Below are 21,053 nucleotides of genomic sequence, written 5' to 3'. Positions count from 1 at the left end.
GCCGGCCTCTTGGATGCGGCGAACGCGTCGCCTTACTTCTTCTGCGGTGCTTCCTTCAGGCCGCGATTGAGCAGCATCGGCTCGATGCTCGGATCCTTGCCGCGCCAATCCTTGTACAGCTTGCTCAGCTCTTCGGTGTTGCCGCGCGAGAGGATCATGGCGCGGAAACGGTCGCCGTTTTCGCGGGTCATGCCGCCCTTGTCCACGAAGCCCTGGAAGGCATCATCGGCCAGCATTTCGGTCCACAGGTAGGCGTAGTAACCGGCGGCGTAGCCGTTACCCCAAATGTGCTGGAAGTAGCTGGAGCGGTAGCGCGGCGGCACGTAGCTCAGGTTGATCTTGGCCTTGGCGAGGGCGTCGGCCTCGAACTTGTCCGGATCCTGCTTGGGTGCGTCGGCGCTCAGGCTGTGCCAGCTCATGTCGAGCAGGGCGGCCGAGACCAGCTCGGTCATGTCGTAGCCCTTGTTGAAGGTCTTGGCCTTCTTGATCTTCTCCACCAGCTCGGCGGGCATCGGCTCGCCGGTCTTATAGTTCTTGGCGTAGTTGGCGAAGATCTTCGGATCGGTTGCCCAGTGCTCGTTGAACTGCGAGGGGAACTCCACGAAGTCACGCGCGGTGGCCGCGCCCGACAGACTCGGGTACTGCGTGTCGGCGAAGATGCCGTGCAGGCCGTGGCCGAACTCGTGGAACATGGTGATCACGTCGTCGAACGACAGCAGGGCCGGCTGGCCCGGCGCAGGCTTGGTGAAGTTGGCGACGTTGAAGATCACCGGCTTGGTGCCCATGAGCTTGGACTGGTCGACCAGGTTGCTCATCCAGGCGCCACCGTTCTTGTTGTCGCGCTTGAAGTAGTCGCAATAGAAGAGCGCCAGCGAGCTGCCGTCCTTGTCGAACACTTCGAACACGCGCACGTCCGGCTGCCAGACGGGGATGTCCTTGCGCTCCTTGAAGGTCAGGCCGTAGAGCTGGTTGGCGGCGTAGAACACGCCGTTCTGCAGCACGTTGTCCAGCTCGAAGTAGGGCTTGATCTGCGCTTCGTCCAGGTCGTACTTGGCCTTGCGCACCTGCTCGGCGTAGTGGTTCCAGTCCCATGCTTCGACCTTGAAGCCACCCTTCTGCTGGTCGATGACGTCCTGGATGTCCTTGGCTTCGCGCTCGGCACGCGCGGTAGCGGCAGGCGCGAGCTTGTCCATGAAGTTGATGGCCGTTTCCGGCGTTTTGGCCATCTGGTCTTCGAGCTTCCACGCGGCGTAGCTGGAGAAGCCCAGCAGCTTGGCCTGCTCGGCGCGGATTTGCGCGATGCGAGCAATCAGGTCACGAGTGTCGTTGGCATCGCTCTTTTCAGCGCGATTCCACGAGGCCTTGAACAGCGCTTCGCGAGTGGGGCGGTCGTTGAGGCTCTGCAGCGCGGGCTGCTGCGTGGTGTTCTGCAGCGGCAGCACCCACTTGCCGTCGAGCTTGCGGCCCTTGGCGGCTTCGGCGGCGGCAGCGATGTCGCCATCGGACATACCGTCGAGCTTGGCCTTGTCGTCAATCACAAGCGCGCCGTCCTTGGTGGCGGCCAGCAGCTTGTTGGTGAACTGGGTGCTGAGCGAGGACTCTTCCTTGTTGAGGTCCTTGAGCTTGGCCTTGTCGGCTTCGGACAGCTTGGCGCCGCCGCGCACGAAGTTCTTGTAGGTCACTTCGACCAGGCGCTTGGATTCGGGGTCGAGCTTGAGCGAGTCGCGCTGTTCGTAGACCGTTTCGATGCGCTTGAACAGCTTATCGTTCATCACGATAGCGTCCTGGTGCGCGGCGAACTTGGGTGCTTCGTCTTCCTGCACCTTTTGCAGCGTGTCGTTGGTGTTGGCGCCGCTCACGGCGTCGAACGCATGCATGGCGCGGCTGAGCAACTGGCCGGACTTCTCCATGGGGATGAAGGTGTTCTCGAAGGTCGGCGCCTCCGGGTTGTCGGCGATCTTCTGGATCTCCTCCAACTGCTGCTTCATGCCTTCCTCGAAGGCCGGCTGGTAATCGCCGTCCTTGATCTTGTCGAACGGCGGCGCCTGGAACGGCAGCGTGCTGGGCGAGAAGAACGGGTTCACGGCGCTGACCTCGGCGGAAGGCGCGGCAGCGGTGCTGGCCTTGGCGGGCGCGGTGCTGGCCGGCGCGGGCTGCGGGGCCTGCTCGTTGGACTGCTGCGAGCAGGCGGCGAGCGCGATGGAAGTGGCAATTACAAGCGTACGAAGACGAAGCATCGGGGTTCCCCAAGTGGGTGGTACAGAACCACGAGCCTAACCACACCCTGGCACGGGTGCCAAGGGCAGGAAGTCCTGCCTTGCCGGCGGGGCTCAGGCTTTTCGCATGTCCCGCAACTGCCAGCTCGCGCCGATCAGCAGGTTAAGGCGCTGGCGCACGATGCTCATGGGCAGGTCGGTGATCAGGTCCATGTCGATGTGCAGATCCTGCACCCGTGCACTAACCGTGGCCTCGGGGTCGGTGGCGGCCAGGGCGAGGTCGACCTCGTCGGGTTCGTCTTGCATGGCGCGCCAGCGCTCGAACAGGTCTCGCGTACGCATGGCGTGCTGCACGGCAGCGGCCAGGTCGTCCGGGCCGGCGCCGTCGAAGCTCAGCGACGCCACAGGCCCGCGCGCTTTGGCGAGGTCGTCGATCGAAAGGTAGTAGTGACTACGCAAGGGCATGAAACATCTCCGCAGGAACCCGCACATGCAAGCACGGCCGGCGTGAAATTCACTCCAAGATGGAGGCTACGTCCAGCTTTGCCGCCGCCGTTCGCGGCGACTCCCCGTACGGCAACACGCCCAGGCAGGGTGCGGGCAGCAGCTGGCGCAGGGTGTCGAGGTTCTCTTGCACGGCGGCCATTTGCGGATCGATCAAGTTGCCGATCCAGCCCACCAGCCGGCAACCATCGGTGGCAATGGCGCGCGCTGTGAGCAGTGCGTGGTTGATGCAGCCCAGCCGCATGCCCACCACCAGGATCACCGGCAATTGCCATTGGCGCGGAATATCCGCCGCCAGCAAGCCGCGCGAAAGCGGCACTAACCAACCACCGACGCCTTCCACCAGCACCACGTCGTGCATGTCGCGCAGGCGCTCAAAGCCTTCGAGCAAGGGCGCCAACTGGATCTCCACGCCATCGTGGGCGGCCGCCAGGTGTGGCGACAGCGGCTCGCGCAGCGTCATGGGGTTGATCCATTCGTAGGGCATGGGCGCGCTGCTGGCGGCCTGGAGTGCCAAGCCATCTTCGTTGCGCAGGCCTTCGGGGGTGTCCACGCAGCCGCTGGCCACCGGCTTCATGCCGCAGACGCTGAGGTTACGGGCTTGCAGCGCGTGCAACAGGGTGCAGGTGACGTGGGTTTTGCCCACGCCGGTATCGGTGCCGGCAATGAAGAACGTGGACATTCGCGCATCCCCTGGTCGCGTGGATAGGGCCAAAACGGGCCGGGCGGGCGCCTACCACCCCTGGCGGGCGCATAATAGCGGCCTTTATCGCTGAGGCTCATGCCCATGTTCGAAGTCACCACACAGGCCTATGCGAGCAAGCGCGAGCACTACGAGGACCTGTGCCAGCAGGCACGCGGCCTGATGGAAGGCGAAACCGACCTGATCGCCAACGCCGCCAATTTCTCCGCGCTGGTGTTTCACAGCCTGCCCGATCTCAATTGGAGCGGTTTCTACCTGTTCGACGGCACCGAGCTGGTGGTCGGCCCCTTCCAAGGTAAGCCGGCGTGCATCCGCATTGCCCTGGGACGTGGCGTTTGCGGCACTGCAGCACAGACGCGCGAGACCCAATTGGTGCGCGACGTGCACGCGTTCGACGGCCATATTGCCTGCGACGCCGCGTCGCAGTCGGAAATCGTGGTGCCGCTGGTGCGCGCCGATGGCCGCCTGTTCGGCGTGTGGGATGTGGACAGCCCCTCCGTGGCCCGCTTCGACGCGGACGACCAGGCCGGCATGGAAGCGCTGTGCCAGGTGTTCATGGCCGCGGTGGAACGCCACGGGGCCTGAGAGCACGAGCACGATATCAGCGTGGCCCGCGCCGGCCCGAAGGGTTGCGCGGGTTACGCGGAGATCGTGAACGGGCTCCAAGGCACCAGCGGCGCACCCTCGCCCTCGGCTTATTCGCGCGGCGTGTTGAGCAGCGTCATCACCGTGGCGCGCGCCTCTTCCACGCCGGTGGGCGTGTGCGAGGAGAACATTTGCGCGGTGGCTTGCGTGCCGCTGGCGGCCATCTCCTTGCGCAGGGCCGCCAGCGCCTGGGCGGCCTGATTGCGCGAAAGCTTGTCGGCCTTGGTCAGCAGCACATGGCAGGGCAGCGCCGTGGCAAAGCAGAACTCCAGCATCATCCGATCGAAATCCTTCAACGGATGGCGGATATCGGCGATGAGCACGACGCCGCGCAAGCTGCGGCGCTGCTTGAGGTACGCATCGATTTCCAGCTTCCAGTGCGCGCGCAGCTCCTCGGGCACTTTGGCGTAGCCATAGCCGGGCAGGTCGATTAGGCGCGCGGGCAGCGGGGCCTCACCCTCGCCCTGGATCAGCGGCGGCAGCGAAAAGGCCACCATCTGCTGGGTACGCCCCGGCGTCTTGGAGGTACGCGCCAGGCCGCGGTGCGCGGTGAGCGTATTGAGCGCGCTCGACTTGCCGGCGTTGGATCGCCCGGCAAAGGCAACCTCGGCGCCGCGATCCGGCGGGAGTTGTGAAATTCGGTGAGCGGCCAGTACGAACTGGGCGCCCTGCAACGGGTTGGACATGGTTTGACCGGCTAGGGTGGCGCAGAGATAATCGAAGAGTTTCTGCCAGTGGCGGCCGCGCAGGCCAGCGCGAGCCGTGCAGCCATCGCAGTACTTCGGGAGACAAGTGTATGAGTTTTCGGCCCGCCGGTTTCCGGCCCGCTGTAGTTCGTTATGCCGTGGTCCTCGTTCTTGCGCTTTCTTCCGGTGTGCTGCTGGCCCAGGAGGCCAAGGCTCCCGCCGCACCGTCCACCGCTGCCCCGCCAGCTTCCGCTGCCCCCGAACACGCTGCCGCGCCTGGTGCCGAAGCCCCTGTAAAGCCCGGTGACGCGACCGCCGGTGCCGGCAAGGCTGCTGCCTGCGGCGCCTGCCACGGCATGGATGGCAACTCCAGCGACCCGCAGTACCCCAAGCTGGCCGGCCAGCACGAGTCCTACATCGTCCGCCAGCTCACCGACTTCAAGAGCGGCAAGCGCCAGAACCCGATCATGCTGGGCATGGCGACGGCGCTGTCCGAGCAGGACATGCACGACATTGGCGCCTACTTTGCCTCCAAGGCCGCCCTGCCGGGCGTGGCCGACCAGGCCCTGGTGGAGCGCGGCGAACAGCTCTATCGCCAGGGTGACACCAGCAAGGGCGTACCGGCCTGCATGGCCTGTCACAGCATCGACGGCCGCGGTAACCCGGGCGCGATGTACCCGCAGCTAACCAGCCAGCACGCGCAGTACATCGAGGCCACCCTCAAGGCCTGGCACGACGGCACCACCTGGGGCGACGACGCCCACGCGCAGATCATGCCGGGTATCGCCAAGAAGCTCGATGAGAAGGACATCGCCGCCATCGCCAGCTATGTCGAAGGCCTACACGCCACCGATGGCGCCCCTGGCGCTACCGCCGCCAAGTAATACCCCTCAGCACGCCGGCCCTGAGCCGGCGTGTTGGCTTCACGCCCGACCCCAAGAATAAGAGGAATCCCCATGCTCAAGCGTCTGTCGTTCCTAGCGGCCTCCCTGCTGGCCCTCGCGGCCTGCAGCCACAACAACGACAACGCGAGCACGGCCCCGCAGCCGGCGCCGGCAGCAACCACGGCGCCAGCGACCCAGCCGCCCGCCGCCTCCACCGCCAGCAGCCCGGCCACCCCGGCCTCGGCACCGGCGGCGCCCGCCGCCGAGCAGGCTGCCGCACCGACGCCCGCACCGGCTGCGCCCGCCGCGCCGTTCGTGGACAACGGCAAGTGGGTGGAAGGCAAGAACTACTACCGCATCGAGCCGCAGCAGGCCAAGGTCAGCAACACCGACAAGATCGAAGTGGCCGAGGTGTTCTCCTACGGTTGCCCGGCGTGCAATGCGTTTCACCCGACCATGAACCAGCTGGTGCGTGAGCTGCCGGCCGATGCCGCAGTGGCCTACCTGCCGGCCTCCTTCATGCCGCAGGAAAACTGGCCGATGCTGCAGCGCGCGTTCCTTACCGCACAGGCGCTGGGCGTGGCCGAGCAGGCCAATGACGCCATGTACGAGGCGGTCTGGGTCAGCAAGGAGCTGAGCGCCATGAAGACGGCAACCAGCCTCAAGCCGATGTCGGCCCTGCCCACGCTGGAGGACGCCGCCAAGGTGTACGCCAAGTTCGGCGCCGACCCCAAGGAATTCGTGGCGGTGGCCAATTCCTTCGCCATTAACACCAAGGTGAAGCGCTCGGACGATCTGATGAAGGCCTACGGCGTGGAAAGCACCCCGACCATCGTGGTGAACGGCAAGTACCGCCTCACCCCCAGCTCGGCCGGCGGCAACGACCAGACCGTGGAACTCGTGAAGTGGCTGGTGTCCAAGGAAGCAGCCGGCCAGTAAGCCTGGCAGCCATCACCGCCACCCCACTGTTACCCCAAGAGTAGTCACTCCATGTTCAAGCGTTTTGCCACCGCGCGCGTGATCGCGCTCTTCGCCAGCCTGCTGCTGGCCAGCGCCTGCACCGCCGCCGGTTCCGGCGACCAGCCGGCGCCCTATACCGAAGGCGCCGAGTACGTCACCATTCCGGGCCCCGCCCAGCGCCTTAGCCCTGAGGGCAAGGTGGAAGTGGTCGAGGTGTTCTCTTATGGCTGCATCCACTGCGCGCACTTTGCGCGGATCGGCGAACAGATGCGCAAGCAACTGCCGCCGGGCGTGGTGTTCAAGATGCTGCCAGCCGCCTTCAGTGACGACTGGGTGCCCTACGCACGCGCCTACTATGCGGCCCGGAAACTGGGCGTGGTCGAGCAGACGCACCTGGCCTTGTTCAAGGCCAAGTTCGATGACCACTACCCCATTTCCACCCTCGATGAACTGGCCGATTTCTACGCCAGCCACGGCGTGAAGCGCGAGGAGTTCATGCGCATCGCCAGCTCCGATGAAGTCACCGCGCAGATCCGCAAGGACATGGCTTTGGTCAAGCAGTGGCAGGTGGATGGCACGCCCACCATCATCGTCAACGGCAAGTACCGCTCGGCCAATGTGAAGACGCTCGAACAGCTCTCCGCGCTCACCCAGTGGCTGGCCAAGCGCGAGCTGGCGGGCGGCAAGTAAGCCGCACGGGGGAATACGCCTCGGGACTTCCCCCGCGTTCACATACCGCTGGGCATCCTTGGGGGCTTGTCCGCCGCGATGGCGGCGGACACCTCCTTGCATCTACCCTGCCCGCCCCATGAATCGCGCCCCTTCCACGCCCGCTGTTGCCACTCCCGAGCGCCGCCTGCGCTTGCTGAGCTGCAACATCCTGGCCGGTGCCAGCGTGCAGCGTTACCACGAGTACGTCACGCGCAGCCTCAAAGCGGTGCTGCCGGGCCGCAGCAAGCTCGATAACCTCGACCGGCTGGCCGAAGTGCTACCCCAGTTCGACGTGATCGGCTTGCAGGAGGCGGATGCCGGCAGCCTGCGCTCGGGGTTTCTCAACCAGACCCGCTACCTGGCCGAGGCGGCCGGCATGCCGTTCTGGAGCCATCAGCCCAATCGCGCCATGGCGCGCCTGGCGCACTCGGCCAATGGCCTGATCAGCCGGCTGGAGCCCAAGAGCGTGCTCGACTACCCGCTGCCCAGCCGCATACCGGGCCGAGGCGCTTTGCTGGCGCGGTTCGGCGAAGGCAACGACGCACTGGCGGTGATGATTGCCCACCTCTCGCTGAGCGCCCCGGCGCGCGCCAAACAGCTGGGCTTTATCGCCGAGGTGTTGCAGGACTACCCGCATGCCGTGCTGATGGGCGACCTCAACACCGACGTGCGCAGCCATGAGATGCGCCATCTGTTCGCGCGCTCTGGATTGGTGCCCCCACCACAGGCCACGCCCACTTTTCCCAGTTGGAAGCCAAGCCGCGCGCTGGACCACATTCTCACCACCGAGTCGATTCAGCTCGACAAGGTGTGGGCGTTGCCGCAGGCTTTCTCCGATCACCTGCCGTTGGCGGCCGAAGTGCGGCTGCCTGCCCATATCGCACCACGCCCGCACCGACTCCGCCGATGAAGCGCACGCTCTCCCTCGTTCTGCCCTGGTCGTTGATGGCCACCTTTGGCGCCCTGGCTTACCTGCTGCGCTATGGCCTGGTCGAATCGACCGAGGTCGCCCATCTGTGCGAAACCGCGCAGGCCCTGCCCTGCACGCTGCGCCACTTGACGGTGCTGGGTTTCATTACCGGCAATATTTTCGGCTGGCCCATCGGCATTTTCGGCTGGGTGGCGCTCGCCGCCACGGCGGCGGCGATGGCGTGGAAGAAGCCCGCCTGGGCGTGGTTGGCGGCCACCACCGGCCTGGTGGCGGTGGTGCTGTATTGCTTCGTTCCCGGCGCGCTGGCCCTATTGGTCGGTTGCCTTCGCCTGGTGCGCTGGCAAGCGGACGGCGCGACGCCAGGGCACGAACACGGCCGCGCTCAGGCTCAGGTTCACGGCCAGCCATAGCCATGCCGGCGGGCTCTGCCCCGCATCCTGCGCCACCACTACGGCGCCCATCAGCGGCAACACGCAGGCCATGAAGCGCTCCTCGATGGCTGGCAGCGCATTGGCGCGCTCCTCCATCAGCGCGACCAGCAAGTAGCCGAGCGCGGGGAGCCAGAACAGGCCCAGCGGAAAATCGCGGTAGCGGCCATCGAACACCAGCAGAAGCCCGTAGAACGTCAAGCCGAACAACCACGCAAAGCGCAACCAGGACGCCGGCTTGCGCGGCGTGGCCGCACCGGAAAGCCGTGCCGCCAGCCAGCGCGCCAACGCCAACGCCGTGCCCAACGCCACCAGGCATAGGCCGCCGGAGAACATCCATTCCCATGAGTCGCGGCAGGCGTACCACATCTGGCGGAACTGCCAGGCCAACGCCGTGCCGCTGGCGAAGCCGGCTAGCGCCAGCACCAGGCGACTACGACTACCGCGCCACTCGGCGCGCCACAGCGACGCCAGCACGAACAACACCGCACCGCCCAAACCAGCCCACCAGCCATCGAGCCAGCGCGGCTCTTCCACCACGGGGCCCTGCATGGCGAACTTGGGCTGCGCATGCACGTCGAAGATGCCCCAGTAGCCGCCCACCGTGCCCTCCTGCTCGCGCTTCCACGGCTGATCGAAGGCTTCGATCACGTTATAGGGCATGTCCACGCTGCCGGCATAGCGGAGAAAGTCGCGCAAATAGCGCGCCTCGTTGACGAGACTGGCCGCCGCGCCGCGACGCTGCTTGCCATGACTGGGCCAGCCGGTTTCACCGATCATCACCGCGTGGCCGGGGTATGCGGCCTTGACCCGCGCATAGACCTCCGCCACGTGCTGCAAGGCGTCCTTGGGTTCGACCGGCTCGTCCTCCCAGTAGGGCAGGATATGGATGGTGATGAAGTCCACCGCGCTCAGCATCTGCGGGTAACGCAGCCAGAACTCCCACACGTCGGCGTAGGTCACCGGCACGTGCGTATCGTGAATGGCATGGCGCATTTCGTTGACGTAGCCGGCCAGCGCCGTGGGTGACTGCTCACCGCGCAGGAGCACCTCGTTGCCCACGATGACACCGCGCAGTACTTCCGGGTGTGCCTTGGCGTTGGCAATGCCCATCTGCAATTCGTGTTCGTTCGCTACCGGGTCACGGCCGATCCACACGCCCATCAACACTTTCATGCCATAGCGCTGGGCAATCTCCGGTACGGCGCTCAAGCCAAAACCTTGCGAATACGTGCGGACACAATCGAAACGCTCCGACAGCGCGCGTAAGTCGGCATCGATACGCTCGGGGCTCACATAGGCACGAGGGTTCAACGGCGTTTCGCCGGGCTTGCGGAAGGGCGCATAGGACACGCAGGCAATGTGCGCCGTGGGCGTATCCGGCAGCGATACCGGCCGGCCGATCTGCCACCACCAGAACGCCCCCGCGAACGCGGCAACGACGAGAATGAACCACGCGAGCGGGGCAACGCGGGACGATGGCGAGGTCAATGGCGACATGCACTTCCTGGGATGCGCCAGACCCGGCGCGTCGGAGAGCGGGAATTCTATCAGGCCGCCCACGCCTGCCGTTTCACGCCACGCTCAGCGGCCATTGGCCATGCTGGCTGGCCCCACGCAGCGCGCCCGTCCCCGCGGATTCAGCGAAGTACACTGCGTTGGAACGAGATAAGGAGTTGTCATGTCCCTGCACGCACCGCGGCGCTTCGCCCGACGCTTGCTCATCGTGATCGCCGGGCTGGCCCTGGCTGGTGCCGCTCATGCGACGGAACCCAGCCAAGCGCAACGCGCTGCCTTCAAGCAGGCCTATGCGGCCGCCCAACAGGGCGGCGACGGCTGGCGCAGCCTCGCCAACGGGTTGCAGGACTATCCGCTGTATCCCTACCTGGAAGCGGCCTCGCTCACTCAGGACATCCGCCAGGTCGATCGCGCCCGGGTGGAGGATTACCTCAAGCGCAATCCTGGGTTGATTCCGGCCAACGACCTGCGTCGTGATTTCCTCACTGAACTGGCCCGCCGGCAGGATTGGGACAACTTCCTGGCGATGTACCAGCCCGGCCTGGGCGACGCGCTGAGCTGCAACGCTCTGCAGGCCCAAATGGCGCGTGGCGCCACGCTGGATTTCAACCGCGACCTCGCTTCACTTTGGAGCAAGCCCCGCCTGCCCAATGCCTGCGACCCGGTGCTGAGCGCCGCGCGCGATCAGGGCCTGCTCACACCGCAGCGCCTGTGGGACCGCATCGACACCGCCGCCGACGCCAACCAGCCCGGCACCGTCGCCTCCCTCGCGGCATGGCTGCCGGCGGATCAGGCCAGCTCGGCCCAGCACATCGCCACGGCGCTGCGCGACCCCGGCACGGCCACGACCGCCGCCATGCAATGGCCCGACACGCCGCGCGACCGCCAGGCGGCCATGCTGGCGCTGGAACGCCTGGCACGCCGACAGTCGGTCACAGCCGATATCGCCTGGCAGAAGCTACAGAGCCGCTTCAGCTTTACGCCAGAGCAGCGCAATCGTGTGCTGTATGCGCTTGCGCTATTCCACGCCACCGACTACGACGACAGCGCCATTGCGCGGTTGATTGCCCTGCCCGCTTCCGTGCAGACGGAAGTGAGCCGCGAGTGGCGTGTGCGTGCCGCGCTAGCACTGCAGGATTGGAAGGCCGTGCTCGCGGCCATCGACGCCATGCCGCCCACGCAACAGCAAGATGGCGAATGGCGCTGGTTCCGCGCGCGGGCCCTCAATGCACTGAATCGCGATGGCGAAGCGCAGCGCGTGCTGGTACCGCTGGCGCAAGAGCCGACCTTCTTTGGCTTTCTCGCGGCGGACAAGCTCAGCACGCCGTACGGCATCTGTCCGCTTACGGTGAACAGCAACAGCCAACGCCAGCAGGCATTGCTCGCCAATCGCGGTTTGCAGCGCGCGTTCGAGCTGTTTGCAGTAGACCTGCCCAAACTGGCGCGGCGCGAATGGAGTGCCGCGCTGGACGGTGCAGACGCCGAAACGCTGCGCCAAGCCGTGGACATGGCCTATCAGCGTGGCTGGTATGACCGGGCCGTGTTTACCCTCAACACTGGCGACGCCTTGCGCTACTACGAACTGCGTTTTCCGCTTGCCTCGCAGGACGGACTCGTGACTCAAGCAGAGCAGGCGGGTATCGACCCCTCCTGGGCGTATGCGATTCTGCGTGCGGAAAGCGCATGGATGAGCGATGCCCGCTCGGGCGCCGATGCACGCGGCCTGATGCAGTTGCTGCCCTCCACCGCCGCACTCGTGGCTAAGCGCAACGGCATTGCCTGGGGCGGCGGCGACACGCTGTTCGACCCGATCACCAACATCGTGCTGGGCACGCGCTATCTCGCGCAGATGGCCGATCGTTTCAACGGCGCGCCATGGCTGGCGAGTGCCGCATACAACGCCGGCCCCGGCAAGGTCGACCAATGGCTGCAGGCGCGCGGCACGCTGCCGCCGGATCTGTTCGTTGCCACCATTCCGTACAAGGAGACGCGAGAGTACGTGGCTCGCGTGATGTCCTTCGCGGTGATCTACGATTGGCGCCAGCATGGCAAGGCGGTAACGGTGTCCCAGCGCCTCTCGCCCATCGGCCAGACCTATCGCCTGCCCGATGGCGCCAGCGAGCGTAAGCTGGTGGCTTGTACCGCTGCACTGCCGGCACCGGAGGCCCCCGCGGCCGCACCGGCGAGCAGCATGGCGCCGCCCGCGGCGGCCGCCAACGGCCCGCGTTGAATGGGAGACTGTCGGTGACTCGTAAGGCACAGCAAGTGGTGGTGTTGGGCGGCAGCGGCTTCGTGGGTTCGCATTTGGTTCCGCGCCTGGCCGCCGACGGTCACCGCATCGTATTGCTCTCGCGCAACCGCGAACTCAAGCGCCAGCTGGGCGTGCTGCCGGCCGTGCGCATCCGCAGCGTCGACGTGTATGACGCCAATGCGCTGCGTCGACAGTTCGAAGGCGCGGACGCGGTGATCAACCTGGTGGGCATCCTCAACCCCCAGGGCTCGCACACGTTCCAGCGCGCTCATGTAGAGCTGGCCCAACGGGTGACTGCCGCCTGCCAGGCCGCTCAGGTGACGCGCCTGCACCACATGAGCGCACTCAAGGCCGGCCAGGGCTTGTCGAATTACCTCAAGAGCAAGGGCGAGGCCGAAATGGTCGTGCGCCGCTCCTCGCTGGACTGGACCATCTACCAGCCCAGCGTGATGTTCGGCGCAGGCGATGGGTTGGTCAGCCGTTTCGCCCAGTTGCTGCGGCAATTGCCCGCGCTGCCACTGGCCCGAGCCGACTCGCGCATGGCGCCAACCTGGGTAGGCGACGTGGCCGAAGCCATTGCCCGCTGCGTGGCAGAGCCTGCGCTGGGCACCGATCGCAGCTTTGAACTGTACGGGCCAGAGGTGCTGACGCTAGGCGAGATCGTGCGCAAGATCCGCGACACGCTCGGGCTGCGCACGCCGATTCTGCCCCTGCCCGACGGCTTGGGCCGCTTGCAGGCACAGGTTGCCCAATGGATGCCCGGTAAACCCTTCTCGCTGGACAACTTCCGTAGCCTGCGTACCGATTCGGTCGGCAAGGTGGACGGCTACGCCGCGCTCGGCATCGAGCCGCAGGCCTTCTCCCCGTGGCTGCCGGTACTGCTGCGTGAGCCACCGCGCCAACGCCGCCTTACCTTGGCACGCGCGGGCTATCGCTGACCGCGCTTCGCCCTCAGAATCGCCGCATGCGCACTTATCTCGTCGGCGGCGCCGTCCGCGACAAATTGCTCGGCCGCGATGTGGCCGATCATGACCACGTTGTGGTGGGCGCCAGCCCGCAGGATTTGCTCGCCCAGGGCTATCGCCCGGTGGGCAAGGACTTCCCAGTCTTCCTGCACCCACACAGTGGCGAGGAGTACGCACTCGCGCGCACCGAGCGCAAGACGGGGCGCGGCTATCACGGCTTCGACTTCTACGCGGATCCTTCCGTGACGCTCGAAGAAGACCTCGCCCGCCGCGACCTCACCATCAACGCGATGGCCGAGGCGGAAGACGGTCACCTGGTGGACCCATTCGGCGGTGCGCGCGACCTGGAACAACGCCTATTGCGCCACGTGTCGCCCGCGTTCGTGGAAGACCCCGTGCGCTTGCTGCGCGTGGCGCGTTTCGCCGCCCGCTTTGCGCCCTTGGGTTTTCGCGTGGCGCCGGAGACCATGGCCCTGATGCAGCAAATGGTGCACGAGGGCGAAGTGGACCACTTGGTGCCCGAGCGGGTGTGGCAGGAGACACGCAAGGCGCTGGGTGAAGCGCAGCCCTCGGCGTTCCTTCGCGTGCTGCGCGACGCAGGCGCCCTGGCCGTGCTGTTCCCCGAAATCGATGCACTGTATGGCGTGCCGCAACGCGCCGAATTCCACCCGGAAATCGATACCGGTGTGCACGTGGAAATGGTGCTGGATATGGCCGCACGCATTGCACCGGGCAACGACCTTGTCGGCTTCTGCGCACTGACCCACGACGTGGGAAAAGCACTGACTCCCGGCGATGTGCTGCCGCGCCACCTGGGTCACGAGCACGCCGGCGTAAAGCCGCTGCGTGCGCTCGCCACCCGTCTCAAGGTACCCAGCGAATACGCCGTGGTGGCCGAGCATGTCTGCCGCGAGCACCTCAATGCGCATCGCGCCTTTGAACTGAAGCCCGCGACGGTACTTCGCCTGTTGACCTCGATGGACGCCCTCCGTCGCCCGGAGCGGCTTCCACTGTTCCTGGCCGCGTGCGAAGCGGACAAGCGAGGGCGTCTGGGCCACGAGGAAGATACCTACCCCCAGGCCACTTATCTGCTGCAAGCGCAGCAAGCGGCCGCAGCGGTAAGCGCGGAGCCCTTCGTCGCCCAGGGCCTGCAAGGCCCAGCCATCGGCGAGGCCATGGCGGCCGCCCGCGTCTCAGCCATCGCTGCGGTGCGGCAGTCCATCGCCTGAAGCAGGGAATCGGCGGCCCGCGCAGCCGGGGGGCTAGCCCGTTAGAATGGAAGGTCATCCTGGCGCGTCCGCGCCCGGTCCGCCCAGCCGTGTATAAAGAAGGGTCGCCTGCCACGCCGCGCGTGGTGGGACACCGTTCGTTTTCCCGGAGTTATTCGTGTCGATCGAGCTTAGCCCGACCTCTTCGCTGCGCCAGCGCTTTCGTCCCCTCTGGTGGCTCGCCATCAGCTACCTGCTGATCGGCGCCGCTACGCGCATCGCCCTGTTGTTCATGGCGGGCAGCGGCGTGCCGCTGAATCCACTCTATTGGGCCTATGCCTTTGGCGTCGGCGCAGCCTACGACTTGATCGCCTTCGTCTACCTCGCCTGGCCGCTGGTGCTCTATTTGTGGTTGGTGCCGCGCCCCATCTACGTGTCGCGCACAGGCCAATGGCTGCTGTATGCAGGCGGTGCCGTACTGCTGTTCGGGCTGATGTTCGTCGCGGCTTCCGAGCTGGTGTTCTGGGGCGAGTTCGGCACGCGCTTCAACTTCATCGCGGTGGATTACCTGGTCTACACCACTGAGGTGATCGGCAATATCCGTGAATCCTATCCGCTCGGCACGTGGATCAGCCTGCTGGCGCTGGCCACCGTGGTAATCGTGTGGCTGAGCCGCCGCGGCCTGCGCGCCGACGATCGCGGCACACGCTTCTGGCAGCGCAGCAAGGTGGCGCTCGTGTGGCTGGTGATCACGGTGGTAACAGCCGCGGGCATCAAAGGCACCTACAAGAACCACAACGACAACGCGTATGTGAACGAGCTGGCCGGCAACGGCGTCTACGAGTTCTTCGCCGCCTTCCGTAGCAGCCACCTCGATTACGCGCGCTTCTATCGAACCCTGCCCGACGACGAGGCCTTCAAGCGCGTGCGCGAACGGCTGAAGACTCCCGACGCCACGTTTATCAGTGACGACCCGCGCGATCTCACGCGCGAAATCCGTCATGCCGGCCCTGAAAAGCACCTCAATGTGGTGCTGATCAGCATCGAGAGTTTCTCGGCCGATTTCCTCAAGGAGTTTGGCGACAAGCGCGGCATCACGCCCAACATGGACGCGCTGATCGGCGAGAGCATGTTCTTCGACAACCTCTATGCCAACGGCACCCGCACGGTGCGCGGCCTGGAGGCGCTGTCGCTGTCGGTGCCGCCCACGCCTGGCGACTCCATCGTCAAGGCGCACAACAACGAGAACCTGTTCTCGGTGGCCAACGTATTCAATAACCGTGGCTATCAGTCCGACTTCGTTTACGGCGGCTACGGCTACTTCGACAACATGAACTACTTCTTCTCGCACAATGGCTATCGCGCGGTGGACCGCAACGATATCGCCAAGGGCGAGACCATTCACCACGAAAACGTGTGGGGCGTGGCGGACGAAGATCTCTACACGCTGGCGCTCAAGCAGATGGACGAGGCCAATGCGCAGGGCAAGCCGTTCTTCCTGCACATCATGACCACCTCCAACCATCGCCCGTTCACCGTTCCAGCCAATCGCGTGCCGCAGAAGAACGGCACGCGCGAGGCAGCCGTGGCCTATACCGACTGGTCCATCGCCGACTTCATCAAGCGTGCCCGCAGCAAGGCGTACTTCGATGACACCGTGTTCGTGATCACCGCCGACCACTGCGCATCGAGCGCTGGCCGCACCAGCGTGCCGATCAACCGCTACCACATTCCGCTGTGGATCTACTCGCCCAAACACATCGCACCGCAGCGCGTAACGCGCCAGATGTCGCAGATCGACATCATGCCCACCGTGCTTGGCTTGCTGAATTTCAGCTACCGCAGCCGCTTCTTCGGCGTGGACTTGTTCCAGTTGGAAGCTGGCCGTGAACGCGCCTTCCCTGCCACGTACGAAAAGCTCGGCTACCTGCACGGCCCGGTACTCACCGTGCTGGAACCGCAGCGCAAACTGGAACAGGTACGCCCCGATTTCGACTCGGGCGACGCAGTGCCCAACACGCCCGCCGACGAGAGCCAGGTGGACGACGCGACGGCCTACTATCAGGCGGCCGCCTATCTGTTCAAGCACGGCCTGCTCATCAGCCGCAAGGAAGACAGCACGCCGGTGCAGTAGCCCCTAAGAGCCCATCCACAATCTCCACGTAACCCGTGTTGTGTGGGGGTGCCCGCCAGGGAGCGGGGCGTGGCGAAGCGCCTGACTGACGATCCGGTCGAGTCGCGCCCCGGTTCATGTTGGACACACCAGCGCAACCCTTCAGGCCGGGGCGATTCGCATCCAGCTCCGCGTCATCACTCGGTCGTGTACGGACTCGAACGCCCTCGTTCTTCTTTAGACCCGCGCGCAAACCGCTCCTGGCGCGGGGCCACGCAAGGATCGTGAATAGGCTCTAAGGACAGGTGGCATCGGATTTGAGACACTGGGCCACCTGTCCATCGCTCTCCGCACGAATGAGCCACGACCACCCTCCTCGCGTCGCAGTTTTGATTCCCTGCCACAACGAAGCCGTGGCCATTTCGGTCGTTATTCGTGACTTTCGAGCGGCGCTACCGGCTGCCCAGATATACGTCTACGACAACAACTCCACCGACGACACCATGGCGGTGGCCCGTGATGCTGGAGCGACGGTGCGGCGCCAGGACTTGCAAGGCAAGGGGCATGTGGTACGACGCATGTTCGCCGACGTAGAGGCGGACGTGTATGTACTGGTGGACGGCGATGCTACCTACGACGCAGCCGATGCCCCGCGGATGATTGCCCGTTTGCTGGAAGATCAACTCGACATGGTGGTCGGGTCACGCGTCAGTGACCAGTTGGAGGCCTACCGAAGCGGCCACCGCTTAGGAAACTGGATGCTCACTACACTCACCGGATATATTTTCGGCCGCACGTTTTCCGACATGCTCTCGGGCTACCGAGTGTTCTCTAGGCGTTTTGTAAAGTCGTACCCAGCCCTGGCCGGTGGGTTCGAAGTGGAGACCGAGTTGACGGTACACGCACTGGAGCAGCAGATGCCGGTGGCTGAAGTGCCCACGCGCTACGTCTCTCGCATGGACGGCTCCGTCAGCAAACTCAATACCTGGCGTGACGGCTGGCGCATTCTGATGACCATTGTGCGGCTTACGAAGAATGGCAAGCCACTGGCCTTCTTTGCAGGTGGCGCCGGCCTTTCGACGCTTTTAGCCGTCTTGCTGGCCATCCCTCTTATTAGCACCTTTGTCAAAACAGGACTGGTGCCCCGCTTCCCCACCGCCATCCTGTGCGCGTCGCTGGTTCTTCTGGCAGCGATTTTCCTGGCATGTGGCTTGATTCTCGATACGGTCACTCTTGGGCGACGCGAGCAGAAGCGACTCGCCTACCTCGCCCATCCGTCCCCACGCGGCACGGTTTGACATGATCAGACCAAATATCTGGCCCGGCGCAACGCCAGCCGGCTCGATGACATTCACTTGGCAGGTCTTACTGTCCGCTGCCGTTTTTCTCGCACTCGTGCTTGTGCAGGCTGATCTTCCAGGCCTGTATATGGATGGTGTGAATCCAGATTTTCTTGCGGCTCAGTTGCTTCATCACAACGCGAGACAACCAAGCGCTGGATTGCCATCTAAGATATTTCCAATCCTTGGCAGCCTCTACCACGGCACCCAGAACGTTTATGTGGGGCTACCCATCTTTGCCTTGTTCGGCTTCAGTGTGACGGCTCTTCGGCTTTGCCAAGCGCTGTTCGGGGCCATCCTTCTCGCTGCGTTGTGCCGGATCGCATATCGGCTTACCAAGTCCGCCCCCCTGGTGTTGCTCTGCGGCTTAGGTCTAGCCTCTGAACTTGCCTTTACTGCATCGTTTCGCACGCAGTTCTATATTGTACTTGGCGGCGCAGCTTGGCTTTTTGTGTCGTTGGCCTATGCCATACCCCGAGAAGAGCCAATTGAGGCCAAGCGACGGCGCGTGCTGCTGTCCGGCGTGTTTGCCGGACTAGCTTGCTACGGCTATTTCGTGCTGGGCTTTTTTATCCCCGGCGTGCTCTTGATGATTGCCTTGCGGCGCCCTGGCGGCTGGCGTGATTTGCCTCGCTGGCTGGCTGGCGGCCTGATCGGGCTGCTTCCCTATGCGCTCGGCTATCTTTCGCTGCTCCTCAAGCTGAAAGGGATTGGACCAACGCTCGCCTTCATGCAAGGCATGTTTGGACAATTGCAGCCCTTCAATGCCACAGCGGCAAGCGGCAGCAACTTCAGCTACGCCTGGGAGATGGCTCGACTTGCGATAACGGATGGCGGCAACGAAGCGATGATTTTCGGCCAAACGACGGATCGGGCCTGGGCCACGTTCAAGTTTGGCAGTTTCGCGCTGAGTCTGGTGGCACTCACCGGACTTTGCTTGTTCCGCTTGATTCGGCGAGATCAGCGCGTTCTTAGAACCCTCCCAGTTCTCCTGCCCTGGTCATTCCTCGCCATCGCCTCGCTCTTCGGCCACCGTCTGTGGGCACACCACTTCAGCGTGCTAGTGCCCTTCACTTACCTGCTAAGCACCATGCTCTTGATGGAGTGCGTGGAAGCGATCCGCCTTCCGAAACATTGGCGCACCGCGACGGCTATCGTGCTGATCGTCGCCTGCCTGGCCGCGAACCTAACGCAACAAGTCATCTTCCATCGTGAGCTGGCGCGAACAGGCGGCACCGGAAAGATGCCAGAGGCTCTCAACACGCTGGCCATCGAGGCGCGCTCCTCGCCCTCGCAAGTGGCGTACTTGTTCCCCGAATGGGGCTTCTACACGTCCTTCTGCTTCCTTACCGGGAACCGGGTGCGCTATGTCGACGGCGTGCAGGCCAGCACGTTCGCCTGGTTGCGCAGCCGTGGCTACCACGTCTTCCGCCTAGCCTATTGGGATAAGGCCGACGGCGCGCGCTATCGGCAGCTCTTGCTCGACAACGGGGCGAGTACTGTGACCGAGCGCGTCTTCAATCGACGCGACGGCCAGCCTGCCTTCTACCTGCTCGAGGCGCAGTAGCGTTCGAGTTAGAGCCGATCGCCCTGATCGGCTTCCAACAGCTCTGCCGGCAGGGGCACCACGTCCATGTTGCGCACGAACAGCATGGCCTGGAAGCGTTCGCCCATCTGTTCGGGCATGGTGAGCTTTTTCACCTCTTGCGCCAGACGATAGCGTGCGGCTTCATCGGCCGCTGATTCGTAGGCTGCCTCGAACACCTGCTGCAAACCGCAGCCAATCAGGAACGGCGCCTGCGGGAGGTAGCCGGCCACGCTGAAGCCGGCACTGTTGCCCGCTTCGGCCAGAGCGGTGAAGTCGACCGATGCGGTGAGATCGTTGAGGCCCGGCAAATGTAGCGGGTCGGCATGGGCGCGGTGACGATAGAACGCACGCAGGGTGCCGTCGTCGCGGTCGGGTAGGTAGTACTCGCGACGCACGTAACCGTAATCGATGAACAACATCAGCCCGGCGCTCAACGTCCCGGCGATAGCCTGGATCCAGTACGGCAATTGCGGCAGGATTTCCGAGCGGTAGCCATCGACGAACTCCAGCTCCATGTCGCGCTCGACATGACGCACCGCACCCGAGACCAGCGCATCAGCCGGACGGTCTACCCGCATCAGGCGGCCTTCGCCATCCAGTGCCACGTATTCCTCGTAGACTTCGCCGGTCTTCATGGCGAAGCGCGTGGTCGGCAAGGCGTCGATCACTTCGTTGGCGAACAGTACGCCGCGCCAGTCCTGCTCGGGCGGGCGATTGAGCCATAGCACGCGGGCGAACACGTCGGCGGGCAACGCCGCCTCCAGACGTTCGCGCTGGCGTTCGCGCAAATCGGCGCTGGGCTCGAGAATGAAGTAGTGACGCGGCAAGCTGCCCGCCGCACCGAAAGCCTTCAATGCGGCCTCGGCAAAGGCGCCGCTGCCGCCGCCCAGCTCAAGGAAGTCGGCGTCGTCGCCCAGCAAGTCGAGCACCGGCTGCACGGCATTGACGACGCAACCGGCGAATAGCTCACCCAACTCGGGCGCCGTAATGAAGTCACCGGCTTCGCCGAACTTGGTCTTTCCCGCGCTGTAATAGCCCAGCCCCGGCATGTAGAGGCAGCGCTCCATGAACTGGGAGAACGGCATCGGCCCGTGTGCGGCGATCTCTTCGCGCAGGCGGGTCAGCAGGCGGTCGGAGTGTTCGCGCTCTTCGGCGCTGGGGTCGGGAAGTCGGGAGGACATGCGCGTTGCCTGGCAATGGAACGCGCCAAGGATAACCCATGCCCCGCCATAGCCTCAGAGCCTGTTCACGATCTCCACGTGGCCCGCGCCGGGAGTGGTTTGCGCGCAGATCAAGGAAGAACGAGGGCGTGTACGTCCGTACACAACCGAGTGATGACGCGGAGCTGGGTGCAAACCGCCCCGGCCCGAAGGGTTGTGCTGGTGTGCGCGCCAGGGAGCGG

General features: G+C 64.8%; 18 protein-coding genes. 12 read left to right on the top strand and 6 right to left on the bottom strand.

Annotated features, from left to right (window positions below; genetic code table 11):
* Window positions 1–32 precede the first annotated feature (32 nt).
* The 3 genes from dcp to bioD form a co-directional block, all read right to left on the bottom strand.
* Window positions 33–2,237: a peptidyl-dipeptidase Dcp gene (gene dcp / locus AC3G2C_RS04375; protein ID WP_488383398.1), complete on the bottom strand. Its 2,205-nt coding sequence runs from the start codon at window positions 2,235–2,237 to the stop codon at window positions 33–35.
* A 93-nt stretch (window positions 2,238–2,330) separates the two neighbouring features.
* Complete coding sequence (locus AC3G2C_RS04370; protein WP_488383397.1) at window positions 2,331–2,681, bottom strand: hypothetical protein; 351 nt, start codon at window positions 2,679–2,681, stop codon at window positions 2,331–2,333.
* A 49-nt stretch (window positions 2,682–2,730) separates the two neighbouring features.
* Window positions 2,731–3,402 (bottom strand): dethiobiotin synthase, encoded by a 672-nt coding sequence (bioD, locus tag AC3G2C_RS04365; protein WP_488383396.1) that lies wholly within the window; start codon window positions 3,400–3,402, stop codon window positions 2,731–2,733.
* A 105-nt stretch (window positions 3,403–3,507) separates the two neighbouring features.
* Here bioD and AC3G2C_RS04360 point away from each other — a divergent pair, with 105 nt between their 5' ends.
* Entirely contained in the window at window positions 3,508–4,008 is a 501-nt protein-coding gene (locus AC3G2C_RS04360; protein WP_488383395.1) for a GAF domain-containing protein, read from the top strand.
* 110 nt (window positions 4,009–4,118) lie between these two features.
* Here AC3G2C_RS04360 and yihA read toward each other — a convergent pair whose 3' ends face one another.
* Window positions 4,119–4,754, bottom strand: a complete 636-nt coding sequence (yihA, locus tag AC3G2C_RS04355) for a ribosome biogenesis GTP-binding protein YihA/YsxC (RefSeq protein WP_488383394.1) — start codon at window positions 4,752–4,754, stop codon at window positions 4,119–4,121.
* Between the two features lie 110 nt (window positions 4,755–4,864).
* Here yihA and AC3G2C_RS04350 point away from each other — a divergent pair, with 110 nt between their 5' ends.
* From AC3G2C_RS04350 to AC3G2C_RS04330, 5 genes are all read left to right on the top strand, one after another.
* Window positions 4,865–5,638: a c-type cytochrome gene (locus tag AC3G2C_RS04350; protein WP_488383393.1), complete on the top strand. Its 774-nt coding sequence runs from the start codon at window positions 4,865–4,867 to the stop codon at window positions 5,636–5,638.
* Between the two features lie 72 nt (window positions 5,639–5,710).
* The gene (locus AC3G2C_RS04345) at window positions 5,711–6,577 is read left to right on the top strand and encodes a thiol:disulfide interchange protein DsbA/DsbL (RefSeq protein WP_488383392.1); all 867 of its coding nucleotides are present in this window, start codon (window positions 5,711–5,713) and stop codon (window positions 6,575–6,577) included.
* Window positions 6,578–6,628: 51 nt separating this feature from the next.
* Window positions 6,629–7,288, top strand: a complete 660-nt coding sequence (locus tag AC3G2C_RS04340) for a thiol:disulfide interchange protein DsbA/DsbL (RefSeq protein WP_488383391.1) — start codon at window positions 6,629–6,631, stop codon at window positions 7,286–7,288.
* Between the two features lie 118 nt (window positions 7,289–7,406).
* Window positions 7,407–8,219 (top strand): endonuclease/exonuclease/phosphatase family protein, encoded by an 813-nt coding sequence (locus AC3G2C_RS04335; protein WP_488383390.1) that lies wholly within the window; start codon window positions 7,407–7,409, stop codon window positions 8,217–8,219.
* Window positions 8,216–8,650 (top strand): hypothetical protein, encoded by a 435-nt coding sequence (locus tag AC3G2C_RS04330; RefSeq protein WP_488383389.1) that lies wholly within the window; start codon window positions 8,216–8,218, stop codon window positions 8,648–8,650. Before AC3G2C_RS04335 ends, AC3G2C_RS04330 begins: the two co-directional genes overlap by 4 nt.
* Here AC3G2C_RS04330 and AC3G2C_RS04325 read toward each other — a convergent pair.
* Entirely contained in the window at window positions 8,549–10,168 is a 1,620-nt protein-coding gene (locus AC3G2C_RS04325; RefSeq protein WP_488383388.1) for a glycoside hydrolase family 17 protein, read from the bottom strand. The two genes, AC3G2C_RS04330 and AC3G2C_RS04325, sit on opposite strands and share 102 nt — an antisense overlap.
* 181 nt (window positions 10,169–10,349) lie before the next feature.
* Between AC3G2C_RS04325 and AC3G2C_RS04320 the strand changes: the two genes are divergently transcribed.
* The 6 genes from AC3G2C_RS04320 to AC3G2C_RS04295 all read left to right on the top strand — a co-directional run bounded on the left by AC3G2C_RS04320 (window position 10,350) and on the right by AC3G2C_RS04295 (window position 19,630).
* On the top strand, window positions 10,350–12,416 hold the full coding sequence (locus tag AC3G2C_RS04320; RefSeq protein ID WP_488383387.1) for a transglycosylase SLT domain-containing protein: 2,067 nt from the start codon (window positions 10,350–10,352) through the stop codon (window positions 12,414–12,416).
* Window positions 12,417–12,430: 14 nt separating this feature from the next.
* Window positions 12,431–13,375 carry a complex I NDUFA9 subunit family protein gene (locus AC3G2C_RS04315; RefSeq protein ID WP_488383386.1) on the top strand — a complete coding sequence of 315 codons (945 nt, stop codon included), beginning with the start codon at window positions 12,431–12,433 and terminating at the stop codon, window positions 13,373–13,375.
* A gap of 26 nt (window positions 13,376–13,401) precedes the next feature.
* The gene (locus AC3G2C_RS04310; RefSeq protein ID WP_488383385.1) at window positions 13,402–14,631 is read left to right on the top strand and encodes a multifunctional CCA addition/repair protein; all 1,230 of its coding nucleotides are present in this window, start codon (window positions 13,402–13,404) and stop codon (window positions 14,629–14,631) included.
* 157 nt (window positions 14,632–14,788) lie between these two features.
* Window positions 14,789–16,744, top strand: coding sequence for an LTA synthase family protein (locus AC3G2C_RS04305; RefSeq protein WP_488383384.1), 1,956 nt, complete (start codon window positions 14,789–14,791; stop codon window positions 16,742–16,744).
* A 335-nt stretch (window positions 16,745–17,079) separates the two neighbouring features.
* Complete coding sequence (locus tag AC3G2C_RS04300) at window positions 17,080–18,021, top strand: glycosyltransferase family 2 protein (RefSeq protein ID WP_488383383.1); 942 nt, start codon at window positions 17,080–17,082, stop codon at window positions 18,019–18,021.
* 1 nt (window position 18,022) lies between these two features.
* The gene (locus AC3G2C_RS04295) at window positions 18,023–19,630 is read left to right on the top strand and encodes a hypothetical protein (RefSeq protein ID WP_488383382.1); all 1,608 of its coding nucleotides are present in this window, start codon (window positions 18,023–18,025) and stop codon (window positions 19,628–19,630) included.
* A gap of 8 nt (window positions 19,631–19,638) precedes the next feature.
* Here the strand turns inward: AC3G2C_RS04295 and AC3G2C_RS04290 are convergent, their stop codons facing one another.
* On the bottom strand, window positions 19,639–20,832 hold the full coding sequence (locus AC3G2C_RS04290; RefSeq protein ID WP_488383381.1) for a class I SAM-dependent methyltransferase: 1,194 nt from the start codon (window positions 20,830–20,832) through the stop codon (window positions 19,639–19,641).
* Between the last annotated feature and the right edge of the window lie 221 nt (window positions 20,833–21,053).

The organism is Frateuria sp. sgz306004, assembly GCF_057750885.1.
Note: the sequence above shows the minus strand (reverse complement) of the source record. Positions and strands in the feature narration are given on the sequence as shown.